At 70.4% G+C, this 21,222-nt stretch carries 23 protein-coding genes; 17 read left to right on the forward strand and 6 right to left on the reverse strand.

Translation table 11 applies throughout. The features are described from left to right. Positions 1–56: 56 nt before the first annotated feature. Positions 57–854: a TatD family hydrolase gene (locus D7W82_RS15510; protein ID WP_120619101.1), complete on the reverse strand. Its 798-nt coding sequence runs from the start codon at positions 852–854 to the stop codon at positions 57–59. Between the two features lie 139 nt (positions 855–993). On the opposite strand from D7W82_RS15510, the gene D7W82_RS15515 reads away from it, so the two are divergent. Then, a complete protein-coding gene (locus D7W82_RS15515; RefSeq protein ID WP_120619102.1) occupies positions 994–2,451 on the forward strand; it encodes a PD40 domain-containing protein in 1,458 nt (485 codons plus the stop codon). 350 nt (positions 2,452–2,801) lie between these two features. Here the strand turns inward: D7W82_RS15515 and D7W82_RS15520 are convergent, their stop codons facing one another. Continuing rightward, the gene (locus tag D7W82_RS15520) at positions 2,802–3,050 is read right to left on the reverse strand and encodes a hypothetical protein (protein ID WP_120619103.1); all 249 of its coding nucleotides are present in this window, start codon (positions 3,048–3,050) and stop codon (positions 2,802–2,804) included. Positions 3,051–3,416: 366 nt separating this feature from the next. Here D7W82_RS15520 and D7W82_RS15525 point away from each other — a divergent pair, with 366 nt between their 5' ends. After that, positions 3,417–4,379 (forward strand): bifunctional oligoribonuclease/PAP phosphatase NrnA, encoded by a 963-nt coding sequence (locus D7W82_RS15525; RefSeq protein ID WP_120619104.1) that lies wholly within the window; start codon positions 3,417–3,419, stop codon positions 4,377–4,379. A gap of 11 nt (positions 4,380–4,390) precedes the next feature. Here the strand turns inward: D7W82_RS15525 and D7W82_RS15530 are convergent, their stop codons facing one another. Further along, a complete protein-coding gene (locus tag D7W82_RS15530; RefSeq protein ID WP_120619105.1) occupies positions 4,391–4,984 on the reverse strand; it encodes a nucleoside triphosphate pyrophosphatase in 594 nt (197 codons plus the stop codon). A gap of 105 nt (positions 4,985–5,089) precedes the next feature. On the opposite strand from D7W82_RS15530, the gene D7W82_RS15535 reads away from it, so the two are divergent. Further along, positions 5,090–6,355, forward strand: coding sequence for a metallopeptidase family protein (locus D7W82_RS15535; protein WP_120619106.1), 1,266 nt, complete (start codon positions 5,090–5,092; stop codon positions 6,353–6,355). A gap of 9 nt (positions 6,356–6,364) precedes the next feature. Continuing rightward, positions 6,365–7,543, forward strand: a complete 1,179-nt coding sequence (locus tag D7W82_RS15540; RefSeq protein ID WP_120619107.1) for a class I SAM-dependent rRNA methyltransferase — start codon at positions 6,365–6,367, stop codon at positions 7,541–7,543. Between the two features lie 33 nt (positions 7,544–7,576). Here D7W82_RS15540 and D7W82_RS15545 read toward each other — a convergent pair whose 3' ends face one another. After that, positions 7,577–8,074 carry a caib/baif family protein gene (locus tag D7W82_RS15545; protein WP_120619128.1) on the reverse strand — a complete coding sequence of 166 codons (498 nt, stop codon included), beginning with the start codon at positions 8,072–8,074 and terminating at the stop codon, positions 7,577–7,579. 28 nt (positions 8,075–8,102) lie between these two features. Beyond that, positions 8,103–8,663, reverse strand: a complete 561-nt coding sequence (locus D7W82_RS15550) for a hypothetical protein (RefSeq protein WP_233587605.1) — start codon at positions 8,661–8,663, stop codon at positions 8,103–8,105. 34 nt (positions 8,664–8,697) lie between these two features. Between D7W82_RS15550 and D7W82_RS15555 the strand changes: the two genes are divergently transcribed. The 4 genes from D7W82_RS15555 to D7W82_RS15570 all read left to right on the forward strand — a co-directional run bounded on the left by D7W82_RS15555 (position 8,698) and on the right by D7W82_RS15570 (position 13,356). Then, positions 8,698–10,764, forward strand: a complete 2,067-nt coding sequence (locus D7W82_RS15555) for an ATP-dependent helicase (RefSeq protein WP_120619108.1) — start codon at positions 8,698–8,700, stop codon at positions 10,762–10,764. A gap of 167 nt (positions 10,765–10,931) precedes the next feature. Further along, a complete protein-coding gene (gene rplM, locus D7W82_RS15560) occupies positions 10,932–11,378 on the forward strand; it encodes a 50S ribosomal protein L13 (protein ID WP_043321175.1) in 447 nt (148 codons plus the stop codon). Between the two features lie 8 nt (positions 11,379–11,386). Then, positions 11,387–11,788, forward strand: a complete 402-nt coding sequence (gene rpsI, locus D7W82_RS15565) for a 30S ribosomal protein S9 (RefSeq protein ID WP_120526842.1) — start codon at positions 11,387–11,389, stop codon at positions 11,786–11,788. 143 nt (positions 11,789–11,931) lie between these two features. Next, the gene (locus tag D7W82_RS15570) at positions 11,932–13,356 is read left to right on the forward strand and encodes a type IV pilus twitching motility protein PilT (RefSeq protein WP_120619130.1); all 1,425 of its coding nucleotides are present in this window, start codon (positions 11,932–11,934) and stop codon (positions 13,354–13,356) included. A gap of 30 nt (positions 13,357–13,386) precedes the next feature. Here D7W82_RS15570 and D7W82_RS15575 read toward each other — a convergent pair whose 3' ends face one another. Further along, a complete protein-coding gene (locus D7W82_RS15575) occupies positions 13,387–14,124 on the reverse strand; it encodes a hypothetical protein (protein ID WP_120619109.1) in 738 nt (245 codons plus the stop codon). 36 nt (positions 14,125–14,160) lie between these two features. Here D7W82_RS15575 and D7W82_RS15580 point away from each other — a divergent pair, with 36 nt between their 5' ends. The 9 genes from D7W82_RS15580 (at position 14,161) to rdgB (ending at position 21,180) form a co-directional block, all read left to right on the forward strand. After that, entirely contained in the window at positions 14,161–14,667 is a 507-nt protein-coding gene (locus tag D7W82_RS15580) for a regulatory protein RecX (RefSeq protein ID WP_120619110.1), read from the forward strand. Positions 14,668–14,679: 12 nt separating this feature from the next. Beyond that, the gene (locus D7W82_RS15585; protein ID WP_120619111.1) at positions 14,680–15,450 is read left to right on the forward strand and encodes an outer membrane protein assembly factor BamD; all 771 of its coding nucleotides are present in this window, start codon (positions 14,680–14,682) and stop codon (positions 15,448–15,450) included. After that, a complete protein-coding gene (locus D7W82_RS15590; protein WP_120619112.1) occupies positions 15,447–16,151 on the forward strand; it encodes a hypothetical protein in 705 nt (234 codons plus the stop codon). The genes D7W82_RS15585 and D7W82_RS15590 overlap by 4 nt, the downstream gene beginning before the upstream one ends. A gap of 37 nt (positions 16,152–16,188) precedes the next feature. After that, a complete protein-coding gene (locus D7W82_RS15595; protein ID WP_120619113.1) occupies positions 16,189–16,911 on the forward strand; it encodes a lipopolysaccharide assembly protein LapB in 723 nt (240 codons plus the stop codon). Positions 16,912–16,948: 37 nt separating this feature from the next. After that, complete coding sequence (locus D7W82_RS15600) at positions 16,949–17,893, forward strand: DUF4388 domain-containing protein (RefSeq protein WP_120619114.1); 945 nt, start codon at positions 16,949–16,951, stop codon at positions 17,891–17,893. Between the two features lie 12 nt (positions 17,894–17,905). After that, the gene (selD, locus tag D7W82_RS15605) at positions 17,906–18,970 is read left to right on the forward strand and encodes a selenide, water dikinase SelD (protein ID WP_120619115.1); all 1,065 of its coding nucleotides are present in this window, start codon (positions 17,906–17,908) and stop codon (positions 18,968–18,970) included. A 63-nt stretch (positions 18,971–19,033) separates the two neighbouring features. Then, positions 19,034–19,840 carry an N-acetylmuramoyl-L-alanine amidase gene (locus D7W82_RS15610; protein ID WP_120619116.1) on the forward strand — a complete coding sequence of 269 codons (807 nt, stop codon included), beginning with the start codon at positions 19,034–19,036 and terminating at the stop codon, positions 19,838–19,840. Between the two features lie 48 nt (positions 19,841–19,888). Then, positions 19,889–20,593 carry a ribonuclease PH gene (gene rph, locus D7W82_RS15615; RefSeq protein WP_120619117.1) on the forward strand — a complete coding sequence of 235 codons (705 nt, stop codon included), beginning with the start codon at positions 19,889–19,891 and terminating at the stop codon, positions 20,591–20,593. After that, entirely contained in the window at positions 20,590–21,180 is a 591-nt protein-coding gene (rdgB, locus tag D7W82_RS15620) for an RdgB/HAM1 family non-canonical purine NTP pyrophosphatase (RefSeq protein ID WP_120619118.1), read from the forward strand. The genes rph and rdgB overlap by 4 nt, the downstream gene beginning before the upstream one ends. Positions 21,181–21,222: the final 42 nt, after the last annotated feature.

Genomic DNA, 21,222 nt, shown 5'->3' on the forward strand with positions numbered 1-21,222 from the left:
GGGGGTGGGGGCGGGCTGCGGGTTCATGAAGGGCTCCTCTATCACGCGACGCTCGCCTACCGCGAAGGGGAGGGGAAAGCTTCCCGGAAGAGGCGCCGGGCGTTCTCGGTCGTCCGCTGGGCGAGCGCCTCCACCGGCTCCCCCAGCGCCTGCGCCATGCCCGCGAGGATGTGGGGCAGGTAGCCGGGTTCGGAGCGCTGCCCCCGGAAGGGCGTGGGCGCCTGGTCCGGCGAGTCCGTCTCCGCCACCAGCCGGTCCGCCGGAATCACGCGCAGGGCGTCCAGCGGCTTGCGCGCCTCCGCCCAGGTCACCGGGCCCGCGAAGGAGAAGTGGCAGCCCTTCTGGATGTAGAAGCGCGCCAGCTCCGCGCCGCCGCTGTAGCTGTGCATCAGGATGCCGGCCTCCGGCCAGGCCTCCGCCTTCAGGAACTCCATCAGCGCCGGGTGCAGCCGGTGGCAGTGCATCAGCACCGGCAGCCCGTGCTTGCGCGCCAGGGCCAGGTGCCCGCGCAGCACCGCCAGCTGCCGCTCCAGCGGGGCGCCGGGGAGGGACGGCCCGTCCAGGCCGCACTCGCCCACCGCCACCGCGCCGCCCCGTGACAGCAGCGCGTCCAGCCGCTCCAGGTGCGCGCCGTCGTCCTCCGGCGGCAGGTCCGGCAGGAACTGGGGATGGATGCCCAGCCCCACCTGGATGCGCGCGTCCTTGCGCGGCAGCGCGAGCAGGGGCTCCCACGTGTCCGGGCCCACCGCGGGGATGATGATGCCGTGCAGCCCCGCGGCCCAGGCGCGCGCGACAACGCTGTCGCGGTCCGGGTCGAAGCGCGAGGCGTCCAGATGGCAGTGCGTGTCGATCATTGAGCACCCTTCTTCGCAGACCCGTTCAATCACTGACAGCCCTGGATGCCGTGCCCTTCGAGGCGCCCCGGCACCCGTGAGCGCGAAGCTAAGACGCGCCCACTGACTTTGGATCCATCGCGATCGTGGAGGTGTGGGAATGACCAGGCGAGTGGTGTTGGGGGCGTTGTTCGGGGCGCTGACGGTGCTGGGCACGGGCTGTGGCGACGAGTGCGTCGACCAGTTCGACTGCCGTGACAAGGGCGCCCCTCCGGCGGGCCAGCAGTGGACCTGCAACGCGGACAACACGTGCGAACTGCAGAACCTCACGCCCCAGCCGGAAGAGGACGCGGGCACGGAGGTCGACGCGGGCACGGAGGTCGACGCGGGCGCGGAGGTCGACGCGGGCACGGAGGTCGACGCGGGCACCGAGGACGCCGGGACGGAGGTCGACGCGGGCATGAACGTGGCCAAGGGCGATGCGTGCACCGCGTCCACGGACTGCATGGCGGGCCTGCGCTGCGAGGCCGCCACCTGTCAGTCGCTCCACATCGCCGTGACGGGCAACGACGGCGGCACGCGCGCGCTGGTGACGGAATACGACGTGCCGGGGATGACGTCGCTCAGCGCCGACGGCGTCGCCAGCGCCTACCCGCGCTTCGGCCCGGACGGCGCCCAGGTGGCCTTCGTGCAGGGTGACGTCACCGGCGCCGCGGGTGAGCTCGCGGTGCGCCCCGTGCCGCTCACGGCCGCCGCGCCCACCGTGCTGACCACGGGCACGGCCGCCGGCGGTGCGCGCATCCGCTACATGGAGTGGGAGCCGGGCAGCCTCATCGCCTGGGTGCGCGGCAGCACGGGCATCTCCACCATCGCGGCGACGGGCGGCTCGCCCGCGCAGGCCACCGTCAACGGCACCTTCCCGGACTGGGCGCCCGACGGCACGAGCTTCGCGTACAGCGCCGCGAGCAATGGCATCTCCATCTCCACGGGCAGCGGCACGCCGACTCCGCTGGCGGGCTCGCCCACCTCGGGCGAGCAGCCGCACTACAACCGCACCACCTCGCAGCTGCTCTTCCTGGCCAACCCCGAAGGCACCACCGTGAACTTCGGCGCGGAGGCCACCCCGGTGCTCAAGCTGTACTCGCTGCCGGTGACGGGCGGCGGCGACCCGAAGCTGCTCGCGGGCACCTCGACCCGGCCCGTGGAGGGCGGCTCGGTCGACTCGTACATCGCGAACCCGAACTGGTCGCCGGACGGCAAGTGGGTGGCGTACGTGCGCGCGAACTTCCTGCTCGTCGGCAACGCGGCCACGCTGTGCGGCAACGTTGGCGCGGAGCTGTGCGGCACCGACCGGGGCAACGACATCTACGTGCAGGGCGTGGACAGCTCGGGCGCGAAGGTGGGCGAGCCGGTGCTCTTCGCGGAGAACGCCACGCTGCCGTCGTTCTCCCCGGACGGCAGCCTCGTGGCCTATGTCCTGGGCGGTCAGCTCGTCGTGAGGGGCATCGACCCGGCCACGGGCCAGCCCGCCGCCACGGCCATCACCCACCCGAAGGACACGTACACGGTGCTGACGAGCGAGGGTGACGACCACCGCCCGCGCTGGCAGCCCCGCTAATCCCAGCCGTCCCAAGCCCCGCGAACCGGGGCTTCCCGGCCCGTGTTCCCCGTTTCGCAAGGGAACACGGGCCGTCGTGTTTCAAGGGCGAAGCGCGCCGCACACCCGGCGCGAAGTGACGAACGCGGGCAGTCCAGGGTCCGGATGAACCCCGAGCGGATCCATTACCCGGTCCAGCCAATCCAGGTTCCAGGACGAAAAGGGAGGGAGAAGGGCTCCACCCGCGCTCACGCGAAACGCGGCACCTGGTGGAGGAAGGCTGACAGCCGTGTCGCGACGGCTCCGCGCCCGCGCGCTCCAGGGTGATGGAGCACGGCCTGGGCTTCGCGGGCCGGGACGCGAGCGCTCTTTCAGCCCACGACGACGATGCGGCGGCCCAGCGCGCGGGTCATCTGCGGGGACGTGACGAGCTCCAGCACGCCGCTCATCTCTCCGCCCGCAGTGTCGAACGCCGCCGCGATGACCTCGCCCACGGTGAGCTGGGCCTTCTGGGCCGCCACCCGCGCGCGCTTCGCCGTGCGACGCAGCGCGGGCATCACCCGCCGACCCTGCCGCCGCACCGTGCCACCCTTCGCCTTGCCTGCGGTCCGCTTCGCCATGGTTCCTCCCGCCACTGCCGACACGCGGGTGAGTACCTCGTCGGTCTGACACCATGCAGGCGGGGTGCCAGGGCTCAGCCTCCCCGTCAGGTTCCTGAATCCAGGGGTTTTCCTCGCGGGTAGCGGGTTTCCGAGGGGCGAGCGGGCCTTCCTTTTTTCAGCCCTTCAGGGTCGTTCCTCGTTCTGTCGAGTTTTTCGTTCATCCAGTGCGGTGATTTCCACGCATCGTTCAATGGCGCGCACCTCCCTGCGGTCATGCGACGACAGGGCTGGGTCGGGTGTCACCCCCTGGCCACAGCCCCTGCGGGCAGGCGACCACGGTGCGGTTGGGACGCGGCGGGGCTTTGGGGTAGAGGGCGGGCGCCCATGCGAGTCCAGGTCCTCTTCCACGACAACTGTTTCGACGGCGCGGCCAGCGCCGCGGTCTTCACCCGCTTCTACCGGGAGCGCGTGCGCGCGGACGCGACGTTCAGCTACCGGGGCCTCGCCCACAAGCCGGGGGCGGAGGGAATCGACCCGGCCGTCTTCACGGGCGACGAGAACGTCATCGTCGACTTCCGCTACAGCCAGGATGCGCGGCTCACCTGGTGGTTCGACCACCACGCCTCCGCCTTCCAGCAGCCCGGCGACGAGCCCCACTTCCAGCGCGACACCAGCGGCAAGAAGTTCCACGACCCGCATCGCAAGAGCTGCACGCTGTACCTGGCGGACGTGGCGCGCGAGCGCTTCGGCTGGGACGCGTCCCCGCTGAAGGACCTGCTGTACTGGGCGGAGATCATCGACGGCGCGCAGTTCCCCAGCCCCCAGATGGCGGTGGCGCTGGAGGAGCCCGCGCTGCGCATCATGACGGTGCTGGAGGCCACGAAGGACGACACGCTCATCCCGGAGGTCATCCGGCGCATGCAGACGGAAGGCCTGGCGGACATCGCCGCGTCGCCGCTCATCGCCGCCCCGCTGGAGCCGCTGCTCTTCCGGCACCAGCGCAACATCGACCTGGTGCGTGAGAAGGCCCGGTACGAGAACGGCGTCGTCCACTTCGACCTGGTGGACGAGGGCGTGGACAGCCTCAACAAGTTCATCGCGTACGCGCTCTATCCGGACGCGCGCTACACGCTGTGGGTGGGCAGGGGCGCGTCGCGCGCCAAGGTCTCGCTGGGCTCCAACCCGTGGAAGCCCCAGACGCGCAAGCACGACCTGTCCGCCATCGCCGGCCGCTACGGCGGGGGCGGCCACCCGGTGGTGGCCGCGGCGAGCTTCAAGGCGGACCAGGCGGACAAGGCCCGGGCCGCGTACCAGGAGATTCTGGCGGAGCTGTCCGGCCCGCGCTGAAGCGCCAGGGCCTAGGCCGGAGCCTGACGGCGGGCGAAGAGGTCGAAGCCCGCCTGCCGCAAGAGCCGCACCACCGACAGCATGGGCAGCCCCTGCACGTTGGTGCGGTCGCCCTCCAGCTTCTGGAGCAGCGCCTGCCCGCGGCCCTCCACGCGGTAGCTGCCCGCGCAGCCCTCCCACTCGCCGGTGTCCAGGTAGCGCTCCAGCTCCTCTGGCGGGACGGGGAAGAACGTGAGGCGCGCGTCCTCCAGCGTCTCCGAGTGATGGCCGCCCGGCCCCAGCAGGCACACGGCGGTGTGGATGACGTGGGTGCTCCCCAGCAGGCGCTGAAGCTGGGCGCGCGCCGCGTCCCGGTCCTGGGGCTTGCCCAGCACGTCGTGGCCCACCTCCACCAGCTGATCCGCGCCCAGCACCCAGGCCTCCGGGTGGCGCTCCTGCACCGCGCGGGCCTTGCGCACGGCGAGCATCCGCACGGCCTCGTCGGCGGGCAGGCCGGCGGGGACCTGCTCGTCCACGTTGGGGGCCTCGGTGCGGTAGGGCACGCCCAGCCCGTCCATCAGGGCCCGGCGCGCGCTGGAGGTGGAGGCCAGGATGAGTTCGCTCATGGGAGGCCAGAGGGTAATGCAGCCGGGGAGGGGATGGGACCCCTCGGGCGGGCAGGCACGTCCCCGCTTCCTGTGCATGGGGTGGATGCCATAGCCTCCCTGGCCATGTCGCGGCGCGGTCTGCTCGCTGTCTGTCTCCTCCTGCTCGCCTCCTGCAAACGACCCCCTCCGGCGGACGCCGACGCGGGCACGGATGCGGGCACTGCCACGTCCGCCGTGGCGGCTGACGCGGGCACGGATGCGGGAGCGCTCGCGGAAGGCCCCCTGGACGCGGGCCCCCATCCTTCCGTGAAGCGCCCGGACGACGCGGTGGCGGAGGTGCACCCGCTGGCGGTGTGTGACGCTCGGGGCGGAGCCCCCCTGGACGCGGCCCGCGACTACTACGACGCGGGCCACTACGAAGAGGCGCTCTCCTGCGCCGCGCAGGCCGCCGCGCTGGAGCCGGACCTCGCCGCGGCCCACGCGGAACGGGGCTCCGCGCTGGCCGCGCTCAACCGCGAGCCGGAGGCGCAGCTCGCCTACGCCCGCGCGCTGGCCATCGACCCGGGGGACGCGGACGCGCTCCTGGGCGCCGCGCACCTGTACGCGGTGCAGCTGCCCTCCACGCGCGAGCGGGACGAGCTGGGCGCCCTCTACGCCGAGCGCGGCCTGTCCCAGCCCTCCACGCCCCCGGAGCTCGTGCCGCCGCTGGCGCTGGTGGCCGCCATGGCCTTCAACGACCTGGGGCAGGCTGACCAGGCGTTGGATCGCGCCGCCATCGTGCTCGCCCGCGAGCCGGGCAACGCCGAGGCGAAGTACGAGAAGGCCCTGGCCCTCTTCGAGCTGTGCCGCTTCCGCGAGGCGAAGGCGGCCTTCGTGTCGCTCCTGAAGGACAAGGACCGCGCGGCGCACGCGTACCAGCACCTGGGCCTGCTCCTGGAGCGCGAGGGCCAGTGGGCCAGGGCGGACGAGCACTTCCAGAAGGCCCGCGCGCTGGAGCCCGAGGACTTCCCTCCGCCGCCCCTGCCTTCGGCGGACGAGTTCAAGGCCCAGGTGAAGCGCGCGCTGGCGGACCTGCCCGCGGACATGCGCCGGGACCTGGAGGGCGTGCCGGTGGCCACGGAGGAGATTCCCTCCGAGGACGACCTGCTCGCCAACCAGCCGCCCCTGTCGCCCACCATCCTGGGCCTGTTCCGGGGGCCGTCCCTCCAGGAACCGTGCGACGGCTCGGAGACGCCCTGCCGCTCGGTGGCCCTCTACCGGCGCAACCTGGCCCGCGCGGTGCGCACGCCCGAAGAGCTGCGCGAACAGATTCGCGTGACACTGCTGCATGAAATCGGGCATCTGCGCGGGGAAGACGACGAGGAACTGGCCGCGCGCGGCCTGGAGTGAGCTCAAGACATGCCTTCTCTTCCCACCGCCCGGGTCAGCCTCAAGGGCGCCAAGACGCTGCGTCGCGGCACCCCCTGGGTGTACCGCACGGAGCTCACCGAGGCCCCCGCCACCGACACGCCAGGCGCCGTGGTCGCGGTGGTGGATCCGCAGGGAAACCCCATCGGCCAGGCGCTCTACGCCCGCCGCTCCCCGCTCGCCCTGCGGCTGCTCACGCGCAAGGGGCCGAATGAGGAGAAGGTGGACGACGCCTTCTTCATCCGGCGCCTGGAGGCCGCGCTCGCCCGCCGCGCCGTGCTGCCGGGGCGGGACGGCCTGCGCCTGGTGCACGGCGAGGCGGACCTGCTCCCCGGCTTCTTCGTGGACCGCTACGGCCAGGGCCTCACGGTGCAGACGCTGTCGGAGGGCATGGACGCGCGCAAGGAGATGCTCGCGCGCGCCCTGGTGGAGAGGACGGGCGCAAGCCATGTCGTATGCCGCGACGACGCCTCCGGCCGCGACTTCGAGAGCCTGCCCCGCGAGGTGCGCCTGCTGCACGGCGAGGGCGCCGCGCGCTTCACCTACCACGAGGGCGACAACCGCTTCGAAGTGGACCTCTTGGGCGACATGAAGACGGGCGCGTTCCTGGACCAGGTGGACAACCACCTGCGCGCGGGCGAGCTGGGCCGGGGCGAGGCGCTGGACTGCTTCAGCTACCACGGCGGCTTCGCGCTCGCGCTCGCGAAGCACTGCACGTCGGTGCTCGCGGTGGAGCAGGACGCGAAGGCCGCCGCGCGCATCCAGACCAACGCGGAGGCCAACGGCCGCGCCAACGTGAAGGTGGAGAACGGCAACGCGTTCGACGTGCTGCGCCGCTTCGACCAGGAGGGCCGCCGCTTCGACACCATCGTCCTGGACCCGCCCGGGCTGGCCAAGCGCCGCGAGGGTCTGGCCACCGCGCTGCGCGCCTACCACGAGCTCAACCTGCGCGCCCTGCGCTGCCTCAAGCCGGACGGCCTGCTCGTCACGTGCTCGTGCTCGGGGAAGCTGGACCGGCAGGGCTTCGAGTCCATGGTCCTGGACGCCGCCGCGGACGCGAAGCGCCCGGTGCAGATTCTGGAGCGGCGGGGCGCCGGCCTGGACCACCCGGTGCTCGCGGGCCTCGCGGAGACGGAGTACCTCAAGGCCCTCTACGTGCGCGCCCTGTAAGGCCGGGCGCGGCGGGGCGGGGGGCTGGACTGCTTACGGGATGCCCAGCTCCTTGCGCAGCCGGCCCACGACCTTGAAGTACTCCGTGCGGGAAAAGCCCACGTTGAGGATGTGGAAGTCCTTCTTGGACAGCCCCACGCACCCGAAGCAGTAGTTGCAGTCCTGCAGGTTCTTGCTCATCACCACGTACGCGCTGCTGGAGCAGTTCTCGCTCTGCACGCAGTAGGCGCACGCGTGGCAGTTCTTGCACTCCACGCAGTGCGAGCAGTTGGTGCACAGCTCGCACCGCGTGCAGTGCGTGCACTGGTGGCAGCTGTCGCAGTCCTTGCAGAACATGCAGTTGGCGCAGCGCTGGCAGCCCTCGCACGCATAGGAGCCGGGGTTGCCCGGGTCCACCGCGTAGCTCTTGGACAGCTTCTGGAACTGATCCATGAACTCGCGCTTGCCCAGCGACGACACGCCCAGGCGCGCCGCCTTCTCCTGCTCCAGCAACTCCTGGGTCGTCTGGGGCCGTGACCCCTTGTCCTTCACCGCCACAAACGCTCCTTGAAGTCTTGAATCACTGCAGCCGGGCCAGCCCGGCCAGGTCGATGCCTCGCGCCACCCGCCGCACCTCCACGGTGCTGGGGAAGCCGCGGCTGGTGACGGCCACCACGAACCGCTCACCCACCAGGAGGTTCGCCTCCGCGACGGCCTCGTCCGCGTCATAGCGCACGAAGCCCACGGCCTCCTTCCACTGGATGGGCGCCGTGGGGTCGCTGGCTGCCCGCCCGCGTGCCTTCTGCGCCGCCTCGCGGATGGCCTGCCCCAGCTTCAGCCCCATGGTCGTGTCCACGATGCGCACCTTCACCTCGCGGCCTTCGCCTCGGGTGTAGGTGCGCTCCGCCTCCGACACGGACACCTCGCCGTACTTCCCCGTGGAGCCCGCGGTGGCACCCACCGTGAAGCCCTCCAGCGACTCCGGCAGGAACGGCGCCAGGTCCTTGAAATACACGCACGGTGCGGCGGTCGTCACCACGTCGCGCGGGGTGGGAGAGGTCGTGCGTTCGTCGTCAAGGCATCCGCCGCCCACGCCGAGCGCGAACGATGCGATGGCCAGCCGGAGGAAATAGTCGCGCACGAGCGAATCAAAGGGTATCCCTGGCCCGCGCGCAATGGACCTTTCGAAGCTCAATCCTCCTCAGCGCGAGGCCGTGGTGACGCTCCAGGGCCCCCTGCTCGTGCTGGCAGGCGCTGGCAGCGGGAAGACGCGGGTCATCACCCACCGCATCGTCCATCTGCTCAACGAGCGGCCGAACCACATCATGGCCCGCAACATCCTCGCGGTGACCTTCACCAACAAGGCCGCCACGGAGATGAAGGAACGCCTCATCCACATGGCCGGGCCGCGCGCCCAGGGCGTGCTGGTGTGCACCTTCCACGCGTTCGGCGCGGAGGTGCTGCGCGAGGACATCCACCGGCTGGGCTGGCCCAAGAAGTTCGCCATCGCGGACATGGGCGACCAGCTCTCCATCATCCGCCGCGCCATGCGCGACAAGCGCATCGACGACCGCGCCTTCGACGCGCGCAAGGTCCTCACCCTCATCTCCAAGGCGAAGAACTCCGGTGAGGCGCCCCAGCCCAAGCCGGAGGGGATGGGGGACGACTACGACCTCATCACCTCCATGGTCTTCGCGGACTACCAGCTCGCGCTCAAGGCGCAGGGCTCGGTGGACTTCGACGACCTGCTGGTGCTGCCCGCGCGCCTCTTGCGCGAGCACCCGGACCTGCACCGCAAGTACACGGCCCGCTTCCAGTACCTCCTGGTGGACGAGTTCCAGGACACCAACCACGCGCAGCTGGACCTGCTCAAGCTGCTCGCGGGCGAGTCGCGCAACGTGTGCGCGGTGGGCGACGACGACCAGTGCATCTACTCCTGGCGCGGCGCGGAGGTGCGCAACATCCTGGACTTCGACCGGCACTTCCCGGGCGGCAAGGAGGTGCGGCTGGAGCAGAACTACCGCTCCTCCCAGCGCGTGCTGGACGCGGCCAACGCCGTCATCGCCAAGAACCCGGAGCGCAAGGACAAGCGCATGTGGACCGACCGCAAGGGCGGCCCGCTGGTGAAGGTGGTGGCGTGCCCCAATGATGAAGAGGAGGCCCGCTTCATCGCGCATGAAATCCAGAAGCACATCTCGCTTGGCGTCCCCGCGGACGACATCGCGGTGCTCTACCGCACCAACGGCCAGGCCCACCCGGTGGAGGAGATGCTGCGCGAGAAGAACATCGCCTACGAAGTCGTGGGCGGCAGCGAGTTCTTCGACCGCAGCGAGGTGAAGGACGTCATCGCGTACTTCAAGGTCCTGGCGAACAAGCTGGACGAAATCTCCCTCATGCGCATCGTCAACGTGCCCTCGCGCGGCATTGGCGACGTCACCATGGAGCGGCTGCACGCGCACTCGCGCGCGGAGGGCGTGACGCTCTGGACGGTGATGCGCCGCGCGGACACCTATGACGACCTGCCCGCGGGCGCGGGCGGCAAGGTGCTGGAGTTCGTGGAGATGGTGGAGCGCTACCGCGACGCCTTCGCCCAGACGCCCCGCCTGTCGGAGGCCACGCACAAGCTGCTGGAGGAGATTGGCTTCCGGGAGGCCACCCGCGCCAAGGCCGTCTCCGGCACCGCCGCGGACAAGAAGCTCAAGGGCGTGGATGGGGTGCTCGCGTCCCTGGAGAAGTTCGAGAAGCGCGAGGGCCCCAAGGCCAGCCTCCTCACGTACCTGAACCGCCTCAGCCTGGACACGCGCCAGGAGGAGGAGGACGTTCCGGGCCAGAACAAGCGCGTCACGCTGATGTCCCTGCACGCCTCCAAGGGCCTGGAGTACCGGCTCGTCTTCTTCATCGGCATGGAGGAGGACCTGATGCCCCACGGCGGCATGCAGGGCGAGGCGCAGAACCTCGAGGAGGAGCGCCGCCTCTGCTACGTGGGCATCACCCGCGCCAAGGAGCTGCTCTACCTCACCCGCTCCACCGTGCGCGTGAAGCGCGGCAAGGAAGTGCCGCGCACGCCCTCCCGCTTCCTGGAGGACCTCCCCCCGGACGCCTTCGAGATCGTGGACATGGACGCGCCGCGTCAGGGTCCTCCGGATGAGAAGGAGAAGAACTTCTTCGCGAACCTGAAGGAGCGCTTCAAGAAGCCTGGCGCCGGCAGCCCGGGCCCTGGCACCCCTGGCCGGGCACCGTGAGGGGTCCCCCGTACGCCCAACCTTGACTTGATCCCGCCGTCCTACTAGGAGGGTCAGCCTTTCCGGGCTTCTGTCGGAGTTCAGGCGGAGGACCCGCGGTTGGTTCGCACGAGCACGCGACCCCTGGCATGCACCTGGGCGTCGCGCCGAAGTCTGGAGTGCACGAAATGTCGCAGAAGACCTACAGCGCCAAGGCTGGGGACATCAAGCGCCAGTGGCACGTCATCGACGTGTCCGACAAGGTGCTTGGTCGCGCCGCCAGTCAGATCGCCACCCTCCTGAAGGGCAAGCACAAGCCGACGTACACCCCGTCCATCGACACGGGTGACCACGTCATCGTCATCAACGCCGAGAAGGTGAAGGTGACGGGTACGAAGGAGACGGACAAGCAGTACTACCGTCACCCGTACGCCGGTTTCCCGGGTGCCCTGAAGATCACCAACCTCCAGAAGCTGCGCCAGCGTCACCCCGAGGACATCATCCTCAACGCCGTGCGCCGCATGCTGCCCCGCAATGCCCTGGGCCGTCAGATGATGACGAAGCTCAAGGTGTATGCTGGTGACACCCATCCGCACACCGCGCAGAAGCCGGTGGCGTTCAAGGTCGAGGCGTAAGAACAACCATGGCGATCAATCCTGAACTCGGTTTCTACGCCACGGGCCGCCGCAAGGAGGCCACCGCTCGCGTCTGGGTGCGTCCTGGCAACGGCGCTGTCGTCATCAACGGCCGCGACATCAACGAGTACTTCGGCCGTGAGACGTCGAAGATGGTGCTCAACCAGCCGCTGGAGATCCTGGAGCAGAAGGGCAAGCTCGACGTCACGGTCAACGTGCGCGGCGGCGGCCTCTCCGGCCAGGCCGGTGCCATCCGTCACGGCATCGCGCGCGCGCTGTGCGCCTTCAACCCGGAGTTCCGTCCGGCGCTGAAGAAGGCCGGCTTCCTCACCCGCGACGCCCGCGCGGTCGAGCGCAAGAAGTACGGCCAGCCCGGCGCCCGTCGTCGGTTCCAGTTCTCCAAGCGCTAATCACGCTTGCCGGCCAGTTGTCCGGCCGTTCGTCGGCGGGGGTTTCCTTCGGGAAGCCTCCGCCGTCGTGCTTTGCGGGCAAGCGGGTGGGCGTCGCCCCGTCGCGACGCGCGGGGGCGTTCTGCTACCATCCGGACACCCTCATGGAACTCAACGAAATCCTGCAGATCGCCCTGCGCGGCGGAGCCTCCGACATCCACCTGAAGGCGGGCCTGCCGCCCATGTTCCGCGTGGATGGTTCGCTGGTGCCGCTCAAGGACGGCCGCCGCCTGCCCCCGGAAGAGGTGGCGCGCATGGCGTTCGGCATCATGAACGAGTTCCAGAAGGAGAAGTTCAAGGTCAGCAACGAGGTGGACCTGGCCTACGGCGTGCCGGGCCTGGGCCGCTTCCGCGTGAACGTCTTCCAGCAGCGCGGCACGGTGGGCGCCGTGCTCCGCGTCATCCCCTTCAAGGTGATGACGATGAAGGACCTGCTGTTGCCCACGGTGCTGGAGAAGGTGTGTGGCGAGGAGCGCGGCCTGGTGCTGGTGACGGGCACCACGGGCTCCGGCAAGTCCACCACGTTGGCGGCGATGATCGACTACATCAACTCCAACGAAACCAACCACATCATGACCATCGAGGACCCCATCGAGTTCCTCATCCGCGACAAGCGCTCCATCGTGAACCAGCGCGAAGTGGGTGTGGACACGATGAGCTTCTCGCAGGCGCTGAAGTCCGCGCTGCGCCAGGACCCGGACGTCATCCTGGTGGGCGAAATGCGCGACCACGAGACCATCGAAACGGCGCTCCACGCCGCGGAGACGGGCCACCTGGTGATGTCCACGCTGCACACGCTGGACGCCACGGAGACCATCAACCGCATCGTGTCCGCGTTCCCCCCGCACCAGCAGAAGCAGGTGCGCCTGCAGCTCTCCAGCGTGCTTCGCGGCGTCGTGAGTCAGCGTCTGGTGCCGCGCGCGGACGGCAAGGGCCGTGTGGCGGCCGTGGAGGTGCTGCGCGTCACCGCGCGCGTGCGCGAGCTGATTGAAGACAAGGACCGCACGAAGGAGATCCACGACGCCATCTCGCAGGGCACGGACTCCTACGGGATGCAGACGTTCGACCAGTCGCTGATGAGCCTGGTGCGCAACGGCCTGGTCACCTACGAAGAGGCCCACCGCCAGGCCAGCAACCCGGACGACTTCGCGCTGCGCTTCTCCGGCATCAGCGGCACGTCCGACTCGAAGTGGGACGCCTTCGACGCCAAGGCCGGCGACGAGCGGCCCATCCCGGGCTCGCAGTCCTTCGCGCAGAAGGGCGCGCCCACCCAGGCGGCCCCGATGGCGCCCACGCCCACGCCCGCGCCGGTGCCCCAGGCCCCGCGTCCCGGAGCGCCCATGGCCGCCCGGCCCATGACGCCTCCGCCCGGCGTCGCGGCGCCGCGTCCCGCCACCCCGCCGCCCGGCGTCGTCCAGGGCCGGCCGCTGCCTCCGCAGGTGGCGGCCCGTCCGCCCACGCCCGCCCCGGTGGCCGCGCCCGCTCCGGCGGCCGGCGGCGACGACGACTTCCAGATCGAACGCTTCTAGGAATCCCGGCGCGAAGGGGGAGGGCGCCGCTCAGGCGTCGTCGTCCCCCAGCTGCGCGCGCAGCCGGGTGAGGCGCATGGGCCCGATGAGCCCCTGGTGCGCCAGCGTCTGGAGCAGCGACACGGTGGCGCGCACGCGCGCGTCCTGCACCTCGTCGGACTCCTGGATGACCTCGTTGTCGAGCAGCGTCTCCAGGTGCTCCGGGTTGATGGACGTGGGCCCTTCCGACCAGGCGATGTCGAACAGCGCGCGCGCCATGTGCTCGCGCGCCTTGCGGTCCGCGTCGTTGGGCGCGGCCTTTGCGAACGCGAGGAACAGCGCGTCCACGGACTCCTTGGACAGCGCGGCCAGGGCGGGCACCTCACCCAGGGACTCCTTCACGTAGTCCGCGTCGAAGCTGTCCACCTCCTGCTCGTAGCCGAAGGCCTCCTCCAGCAGGATGGACGCGAGGAAGGCGTCGGACTCCTCGTCGCTCGCGCCTTCTTCCTTCAGCGCCTCGCGCGCCTTCTGCGTCGCGGCGGACAGGGACTCGTCCTGAGTGAGCGCGCGGGCGGCGGCGTGCGCGGCCAGGAGCACCAGCGCGGCCTGGGCGTCGGAGGACAGCGCGCGTCCGCTCACGCCCAGCAGCATGGCCTTCTGCTTGGGGTTGGCGTCCGAGGCTGTCACGAAGTGCTGCTCCTCTGGAGTCAGCGGTTCACCCGCCTTCTCCTTGCGGAGCGTTTCCCTGGCGGCGTCTGCGGTGAGGAAGCGGGCGAGGATGGGGTGCATGGCGAAGGCCTGTTACCACATGGTAGGGACTCCGCGATGGTTGACGAGCCCGAAGGCCCCGAGGCTGTCCAGCGCGCCACCGACGCCTGCCTGCGCCTGCTCAAGGCGCGTGGCCGCAGCCGGCATGAACTGACGCTCGCGCTGGAGCGCAAGGGCTACCCCGGATCCGTGCGCGACGCGGTGCTCGCCCGCCTGTCGGAGTGGGGCTACCTGGACGACGCGAAGTTCGCGCGTGAACGCGCCCAGGCCCTGCTGGGCAGGGGCAAGCTGGGCCCCCGCGCCGTGCTCCAGCGGCTCCAGGCCCACGGGCTGGAGGGCACGCAGGCGCGGCGCGCGCTGTCGGAGGCGAAGGACGCGGTGGGCTTCGACGCGCTGGAGGCCGCACGGCAGGTGCTGGAGCGCCGGCGCCTGGCAGGCCGCCCGCTGGACGCGAAGGAGCAGGCCCGCGCGGGGCGGCTTTTGCTCAGCCGGGGTTTCGCGCCGGACATCGTGACCCGGCTGGTGGGAGAAGCTTCGCTGGACCCCTCCGGGCAGGACGAATAGTTTGGGGGCGTGATGCGCTCCGTCGTCCTCGTCCTGTCCGCCCTGATGTTGTCCGCCTGTGCCGCCCTCTCCGCGGGGCCCGCGGGCGAGCCTGACTACGCCACCATGGCCGCGGAGAACCTGGCGCTGGGCGAGGCCGCGCTGGAGGACAACGACTACTTCAAGGCGGAGAAGTACTTCGACCACGTCCGCACCAAGTTCCCCTACCTGGAGGCCGCCCGCGAGGCGGAGCTGAAGCTGGGGGACCTGGACATGGCCCGGGAGATGTACCCGGAGGCGCGCGAGAAGTTCGACTCCTTCATGCGACTGCACCCCACGCACCCCAAGGTGGACTACGCCGCCTACCGCGCGGCCTTCTCCTACGTGCAGGAGTTCCCCTCGGAGTTCTTCGCCCTGCCGCCTTCCTACGAGAAGGAGCAGAAGCCCATGTACGACGCGCTCCGGGCCATGAACGTCTTCCTGCGCGAGTACCCGGATTCGCAGTACGTGAAGGACGCCACGGTGCACCGGGATGATGCCAAACAGCGCCTGGCGCGCCATGAGCTGTACGTCGCGTCCTTCTACGCGAAGCGCGAGCGCTGGAAGGCCGTGGCCCAGCGTCTGGAGGGGCTGCTCAAGAACTATCCGGGCACGCCGCTGGAGGAGGAGGCCCTCTTCGACCTCCACAACGCCTACGTGAAGCTCAACGACACGGAGCGCGCGCAGAACACGCTGAAGGAAGTCCTCAAGCGCCTGCCGGGCACGCCCGCCGCCCAGCGTGCCCAGAAGATGCTGGGCTCGTGAGGCGCTCGGAGGACTGGGGCCGGCTGGGGGGCATCGGCATCGCCGCGCTCGCCGCCGCCTGCGTCCTCCTGTTCCTGGGCTCGCGCCTCCTGGGCGCCGCGGCCGGGCCGGAAGCGGAGATCATCACCACCCTGAAGCAGGCCGAGCACGACGGCGTGTCCCTGCCCGTGCCCGGTGCCCAGGCTCCGCTCGTCTCGCGGAAGCTCCAGTACGCCCGCATCTCCGTCTCCGTGGCGCCGGACGGCCAGCGCGCGGAGGCCTTCGCCACGCTGGACTTCGAGGGCGTGCTGGGCGCCACCACGGTCAGCACCGCGGGCGTGGAGGTGGTCCCCTTCACCCGCGCGTCCGGCCGGTGGAAGCCCGAGTCCTCGGTGGCGCCCCGGCTGGTGGCGATGGTGGCGGCGCTGGAGGCGCGGCGGCAGGCCCTGGCGCAGGGGCGGCCGGAGGCGCTGTCACGGCTGGCGGGCCCGGGAGGGGACGGCGGGGCAGGCCGGACGTGGGCGGAGGTGGCCCCCTTGAGCAAACGGCGGCTGACGGCCCAGGCGTGGTACGCCCGGCTGGAGCGGGACGAGGTGACGGTGACGGAGCACTACCGGGTGGAGGGAGACCTTCCGGCCCGGCCGGTGGACACGCGGGGCGAGCGGCCGCTTTTGCTCGTGCGCGAGGGCGATCAATTCTTGTTTTCGCCCGGGCTGATGTAGGCTTCCCGAGGAGGCAGGGGCCCGCGCGGGCCGAGTCATGGACGAAGCCCTCAAGCAGCTACTGACCCTCGGGCGCGGCTCCTTCGAGAAGAAGCAGTACGCCCAGGCCGAGCAGTTCTTGACGAAGGTGGTCGAGCAGAATCCGACCTTCGCCGACGTCTACAACATGCTCGGCATCATCTACCACGACCAGGGCCAGTTCGCCCGGGCGCAGCGGGCCTTTGAGTCCGCGCTGCGGCTCAACCCCGCGTACACCGAGGCCGCGCTCAACCTGGCGGTCATCTACAACGACATGGGGAAGTACGCGGAGGCGAAGGAGGTCTACCAGGCCGCCTTGTCCCGCCAGAAGGGCGCCCCCGGCGAGCTGGACCCCTACGTCATGAAGAAGGTGGCCAACATGTACGCCGACATCGGCGACGTGTTCGCCTCCAGCGGCGTGTGGCAGAAGGCCATTGAAGAGTACCGCCGCGCGCTGGCCCACTTCCCGGAGTTCGTGGACATCCGGCTGAAGCTGGGCAACGCCCTGCGTGACGCTGGCGACAACGCGGCGGCCCTGGCGGAGTACGAACAGGTCATCGCGCAGAATCCGTCGTACATTCCTGGACGGATCAACTATGGAATCGCCCTGTACTCGGCGGGACGCCGTGACGAGGCGGTGAAGGTCTGGGAAGACGTGCTCGTGCGCAGCCCCGGCAACAAGAGCGCGCAGATGTACCTCAACCTGGTGAAGGACCCGGGGAAGGCGGAAGTGACGGGTTGAGCACCATGGCAACTTCCATCATCGAGGTCGCGGCACCGTGAGCACTCCTGGCGGTACGGCGAAGTCCTTTGCCCTCAAGTTCATCTCCGGGAAGTACCAGGGCGGTGAGTTCCCGCTGAAGGCCAACAAGCAGATCGTCGTCGGACGGTCGAGCGAGTTGGACATGGTGCTGGTGGAGGACATGGTCTCGCGCAAGCACGCGAAGATCTTGTTCTCCGACGGAGCCATCACCATCGAGGACCTGGGGTCCACCAACGGCACCTTCGTCAACGGCGAGAAGGTCAAGCAGGCCAAGCTGAAGGAGGGGGACCGCATCCTCATCGGGACCTCCATCCTCAAGCTCGTGCACCAGGGCGCGGAGAGCGCCCCGGTGGACGAGAGCGTCGTGAAGCAGAAGCTGGAGGAGGCCGCCGCCGCCCAGGCCGCGCGGACCACCAAGGCCAGCTCCATGACGGGGAAGATTGAGGAAATCCCCCTCCCGGACCTGCTCCAGCTCTTCCACACGTCCAAGAAGAACGGCGTGCTCGTGGTGAACAACGCCCACGAGGGCCGCATCTATCTGCGCCAGGGCCGCGTGTACTACGCGGTCATCGACGACAACCACAACCTGGGCCCGCAGAAGAGCTTCAACCGCATCGTCACCTGGGAAGAGGGTGACTTCGAGCTGCGCCCCGCGGACACGCAGGAGTTCATGGTGGAGCTGGACTCCTCCACCGAAGCGCTCCTGATGGACGCCCTGCGGCAGCTGGACGAGTTCAAGCGCCTGCAGCCGAACCTGCCGCCCATGGCCACGGCGCTGCGCATCGCGCAGCCGCTGACGGCGCCCTTGAAGGAACTGACGCCGGAGCACCTGGACGTGCTGCAGCTGGTGCACAACCACGGCTCGCTGGGCGGCGTGCTGGACCACTCGGACGGCGACGACGTGCTCACCGCCGAAACGGTGGTGCAGCTCATGAAGCGCGACTACGTGCGCGCGGAGTAGGGCGGGAACACCATGGCGGGCAAGAAGCCGGCGGCGCCGAAGAAGCGCCTCACGGAGATGAGCCACTGCGCGGGCTGCGCGGCGAAGCTCAAGGCGGGGGACCTGGCCACGGTCCTGGGCGGGCTCAAGGGGGCAGGGGCCCACCCCCGGGCCCTGGTGGGCTTCAACACGAACGACGACGCCGCCGTGTACCAGGTGGCGCCGGGCATGGCCGTGGTGGAGACGGTGGACTTCTTTCCGCCGCTCGTGGACGACCCGTTCCAGTTCGGCGCCATCGCCGCGGCCAACGCGCTGTCGGACATCTGGGCCATGGGCGCGAAGCCGCTGTTCGCGCTCAACCTGGTGTGCTTCCCGGACGAGCTGCCGCTCAAGACGCTGCAGAAGATTCTGGCGGGCGGCCAGTCCAAGGCGGACGAGGCGGGCATCCCCATCCTGGGTGGCCACAGCATCCGCGACCCGGAGCCCAAGTTCGGCATGGCCGTCACTGGCGTGGTGCACCCGAAGAAGGTGCTCACCAACGCGGGCGCGAAGCCGGGGGACGTGCTGCTGCTCACCAAGCCCGTGGGCACGGGCATCGCCACCACCGCCATCAAGCGGGGGCTCGCGTCCAAGGCGCTGACGAAGCGCGTGACGGCGCAGATGGCCACGCTCAACAAGGCTGCCGGTGAGGTGTTCGCGTCGGGCGCCTTCAAGGTGAACGCGCTCACGGACGTGACGGGCTTCGGCCTGTTGGGCCACCTGCTGGAGATGATGAACGGCGCGAAGACGCGCGCGGCGGTGGACCTGGAGCGCATCCCGCTCATCGCGGAGGTGCCCGCGCTGGCGGAGGCCGGCGTCATTCCGGGCGGCACGAAGACGAACCTCGCCCACGTGAAGAAGCAGGTGACGTTCCCGGAGGGGCTGCCGGAGCACATCCAGTGGCTGCTCGCCGACGCGCAGACCAACGGCGGCCTCCTGGCCAGCGTTCCCGCGCGCCACGCGCTCAAGGCCCTCCAGGCGCTGGAGAAGGCGGGCGTGGACGCGGCCCTCATCGGTGAAGTGCAGGCGGGCCGCCCCGGCATCGACGTCATCGGCTGAAGCACACTCGCCCGGGAGCGGATTTCGCCTCCGGGCCGGGCCTCCGCTAACATCCCGGCGCGAATGTCGCCGCGCCGCTTCCCCCTCTACCTCCCCCTGCTCGCGTGCCTCCTGCCGGCCCTCGCCGGAGCGGGGGAGCGCGGCGCGCGCATCGTCATCGACCCGGGACATGGCGGAGCGAAGGAGGGCGCGAAGGGGCCCGGGGAGCTCTGGGAGAAGGAGGTCGCGCTCCAGATTGCCCAGCGCCTGCGCGAGAAGCTGGAGGCCGCGGGCAGCGAGGTGTTCCTCACGCGCGAGCGCGACACGCTGATGGCGCTGTCGGAGCGGGTGGAGTTCTCCAACATCCAGCGGCCGGACCTCTTCCTCTCCATCCACGCCAACTCCATGCCCACGAAGCGGCTGCGCGAGCGCACCGAGGGCATCGAGACGTACTTCCTCTCCGCCAACGCCTCCGGTGAGGCGGCGCGCGCGGTGGCGGACCGCGAGAACGCGGAAGCACCCACGGCCCGTGCGGCGCGGGGGCACTCCACGCTGGCCTTCATCCTGGATGACCTGGCGCGCACGGAGGCGCACACGGATGCGTCCCGGCTGGCCTACGCCATCCACCCTCGCCTCATTTCCAAGAGCGGCGCGGCGGACCGGGGCGTGCAGCAGGCGCCCTTCTTCGTGCTCACGGGCGTGGAGGCGCCGGCGGTGCTGATTGAAGTGGGCTTCATCTCCCACCCGCAGGAGGGCGCGCGGCTGGGGAAGGCCGCGTACCAGGAGACGCTGGCGGAGGCCATCGCGGACGGGGTGTTGGCCTTCCTCCGGGAGACGCGCCGGCGGGACTCCTCGCCCTCGCAACCGGTGGCTGGATCCACCGCGCCCTGATAAAGCGTGGGGGCTTCGCCTGTCCCTCCCTGTCAGGAGCCTTCCCTCGTGCGTTCGTTCAACCGTGGTGCGCTGGACCTCCGGCCTGTCACCCTCACGCCCAACGTCAACCGCTACGCGGAGGGCTCCGTCCAGGTGGAGTTCGGCCACACCAAGGTGCTCGTGACCTGCTCGGTGGAGGACCGCGTCCCGCCGCACCTGATGGGCAAGGGCAGCGGCTGGGTGACGGCCGAGTACGGCATGCTCCCGCGCGCCACGCACACCCGCGGCGCGCGCGAGGCCGCCAAGGGCAAGCAGTCCGGCCGCACCATGGAGATCCAGCGGCTCATCGGCCGCGCCCTGCGCGCGTCGGTGGACCTGCAGGCGCTGGGCGTGCGCACGTTCACGCTGGACTGTGACGTCATCCAGGCGGACGGCGGCACGCGCACCGCGTCCATCACCGGCGCGTACGTGGCGCTGGTGCTGGCCATGCGCTCGCTCAACAAGCCGGGCATCCTGAAGGGCCTCACCCCGCTGGCCGCGGTGTCCGTGGGCGTGGTGAACGGCGAGGTGCGCGTGGACCTGGACTACGACGAGGACTCCACCGCGGAGGTGGACCTGAACCTCGTGGCCACGGGCGACGGCCGCATCGTGGAGGTGCAGGGCACCGCCGAGCACAAGCTCTTCGACCGCAAGTCGATGGACGCGATGCTGGACGGGGGCCTGGCCGCCATCCAGCAGCTCGCCGCCGCGCAGGCGAAGGTGTTGGGATGAAGCCGAAGCTGCTCTTCGCCACCGGCAACGCCGGCAAGCTGCGCGAACTGCGCGCGCTCGTGGGCGACGCGGTGGAGGTGGTGTCCCTCAAGGACCTGCCCCCCGTGCCGGAGCCCGTGGAGGACGGCGCCACCTTCGAGGAGAACGCGGTGAAGAAGGCCCGCGCCTACTCGGAGGCCACCGGACTGCCCGCGCTGGCGGACGACTCCGGGCTGTGCGTGGACGCGCTGGACGGGCGGCCCGGCGTGCACTCCGCCCGCTACGCGCCGGGGGACGACAAGGACCGGTACGAGAAGCTCCTCGCCGACCTGGCGGACGTGCCAGAGGAGAAGCGCACCGCGTCATTCCGCTGCGCCCTGGCGCTGGTGACGGGGACGGGGGACGCGCCCCGGGTGGAGGTGGGCCGCTGCGAGGGCGTCATCCTCCGGGCTCCGAAGGGGACGAACGGCTTCGGCTACGACCCGGTGTTCCAGGTGGAGGGGGAGGGCGGGCGCTCCATGGCGGAGCTGGCGCCGGAGGAGAAGTCGCGGGTGTCGCACCGGGCCCGGGCCTTCCAGCTGATGCGGCGCCATTTGTTGGCGCTCTGACCGGCCGGGCGGGCGTCAGGAACAGCAAGCTTGCGCGTCCGT

Origin of the sequence: Corallococcus sp. CA049B, assembly GCF_003611685.1 — a bacterium.
In the GTDB taxonomy this organism is placed as follows: Bacteria; Myxococcota; Myxococcia; order Myxococcales; family Myxococcaceae; genus Corallococcus; species Corallococcus coralloides.

Coding starts and splice junctions, on each gene's coding strand:
- D7W82_RS15580 (WP_120619110.1), top strand. CDS start 14,161: ATGGTTGACGAGCCCGAAGGCCCCGAGGCTGTCCAGCGCGCCACCGAC.
- D7W82_RS15540 (WP_120619107.1), top strand. CDS start 6,365: ATGCCTTCTCTTCCCACCGCCCGGGTCAGCCTCAAGGGCGCCAAGACG.
- D7W82_RS15575 (WP_120619109.1), bottom strand. CDS start 14,124: ATGCACCCCATCCTCGCCCGCTTCCTCACCGCAGACGCCGCCAGGGAA.
- D7W82_RS15510 (WP_120619101.1), bottom strand. CDS start 854: ATGATCGACACGCACTGCCATCTGGACGCCTCGCGCTTCGACCCGGAC.
- D7W82_RS15535 (WP_120619106.1), top strand. CDS start 5,090: ATGTCGCGGCGCGGTCTGCTCGCTGTCTGTCTCCTCCTGCTCGCCTCC.
- D7W82_RS15610 (WP_120619116.1), top strand. CDS start 19,034: ATGTCGCCGCGCCGCTTCCCCCTCTACCTCCCCCTGCTCGCGTGCCTC.
- D7W82_RS15585 (WP_120619111.1), top strand. CDS start 14,680: ATGCGCTCCGTCGTCCTCGTCCTGTCCGCCCTGATGTTGTCCGCCTGT.
- D7W82_RS15515 (WP_120619102.1), top strand. CDS start 994: ATGACCAGGCGAGTGGTGTTGGGGGCGTTGTTCGGGGCGCTGACGGTG.
- D7W82_RS15555 (WP_120619108.1), top strand. CDS start 8,698: ATGGACCTTTCGAAGCTCAATCCTCCTCAGCGCGAGGCCGTGGTGACG.
- D7W82_RS15520 (WP_120619103.1), bottom strand. CDS start 3,050: ATGGCGAAGCGGACCGCAGGCAAGGCGAAGGGTGGCACGGTGCGGCGG.
- D7W82_RS15595 (WP_120619113.1), top strand. CDS start 16,189: ATGGACGAAGCCCTCAAGCAGCTACTGACCCTCGGGCGCGGCTCCTTC.
- rpsI (WP_120526842.1), top strand. CDS start 11,387: ATGGCGATCAATCCTGAACTCGGTTTCTACGCCACGGGCCGCCGCAAG.
- rplM (WP_043321175.1), top strand. CDS start 10,932: ATGTCGCAGAAGACCTACAGCGCCAAGGCTGGGGACATCAAGCGCCAG.
- selD (WP_120619115.1), top strand. CDS start 17,906: ATGGCGGGCAAGAAGCCGGCGGCGCCGAAGAAGCGCCTCACGGAGATG.
- D7W82_RS15530 (WP_120619105.1), bottom strand. CDS start 4,984: ATGAGCGAACTCATCCTGGCCTCCACCTCCAGCGCGCGCCGGGCCCTG.
- D7W82_RS15525 (WP_120619104.1), top strand. CDS start 3,417: ATGCGAGTCCAGGTCCTCTTCCACGACAACTGTTTCGACGGCGCGGCC.
- D7W82_RS15570 (WP_120619130.1), top strand. CDS start 11,932: ATGGAACTCAACGAAATCCTGCAGATCGCCCTGCGCGGCGGAGCCTCC.
- rdgB (WP_120619118.1), top strand. CDS start 20,590: ATGAAGCCGAAGCTGCTCTTCGCCACCGGCAACGCCGGCAAGCTGCGC.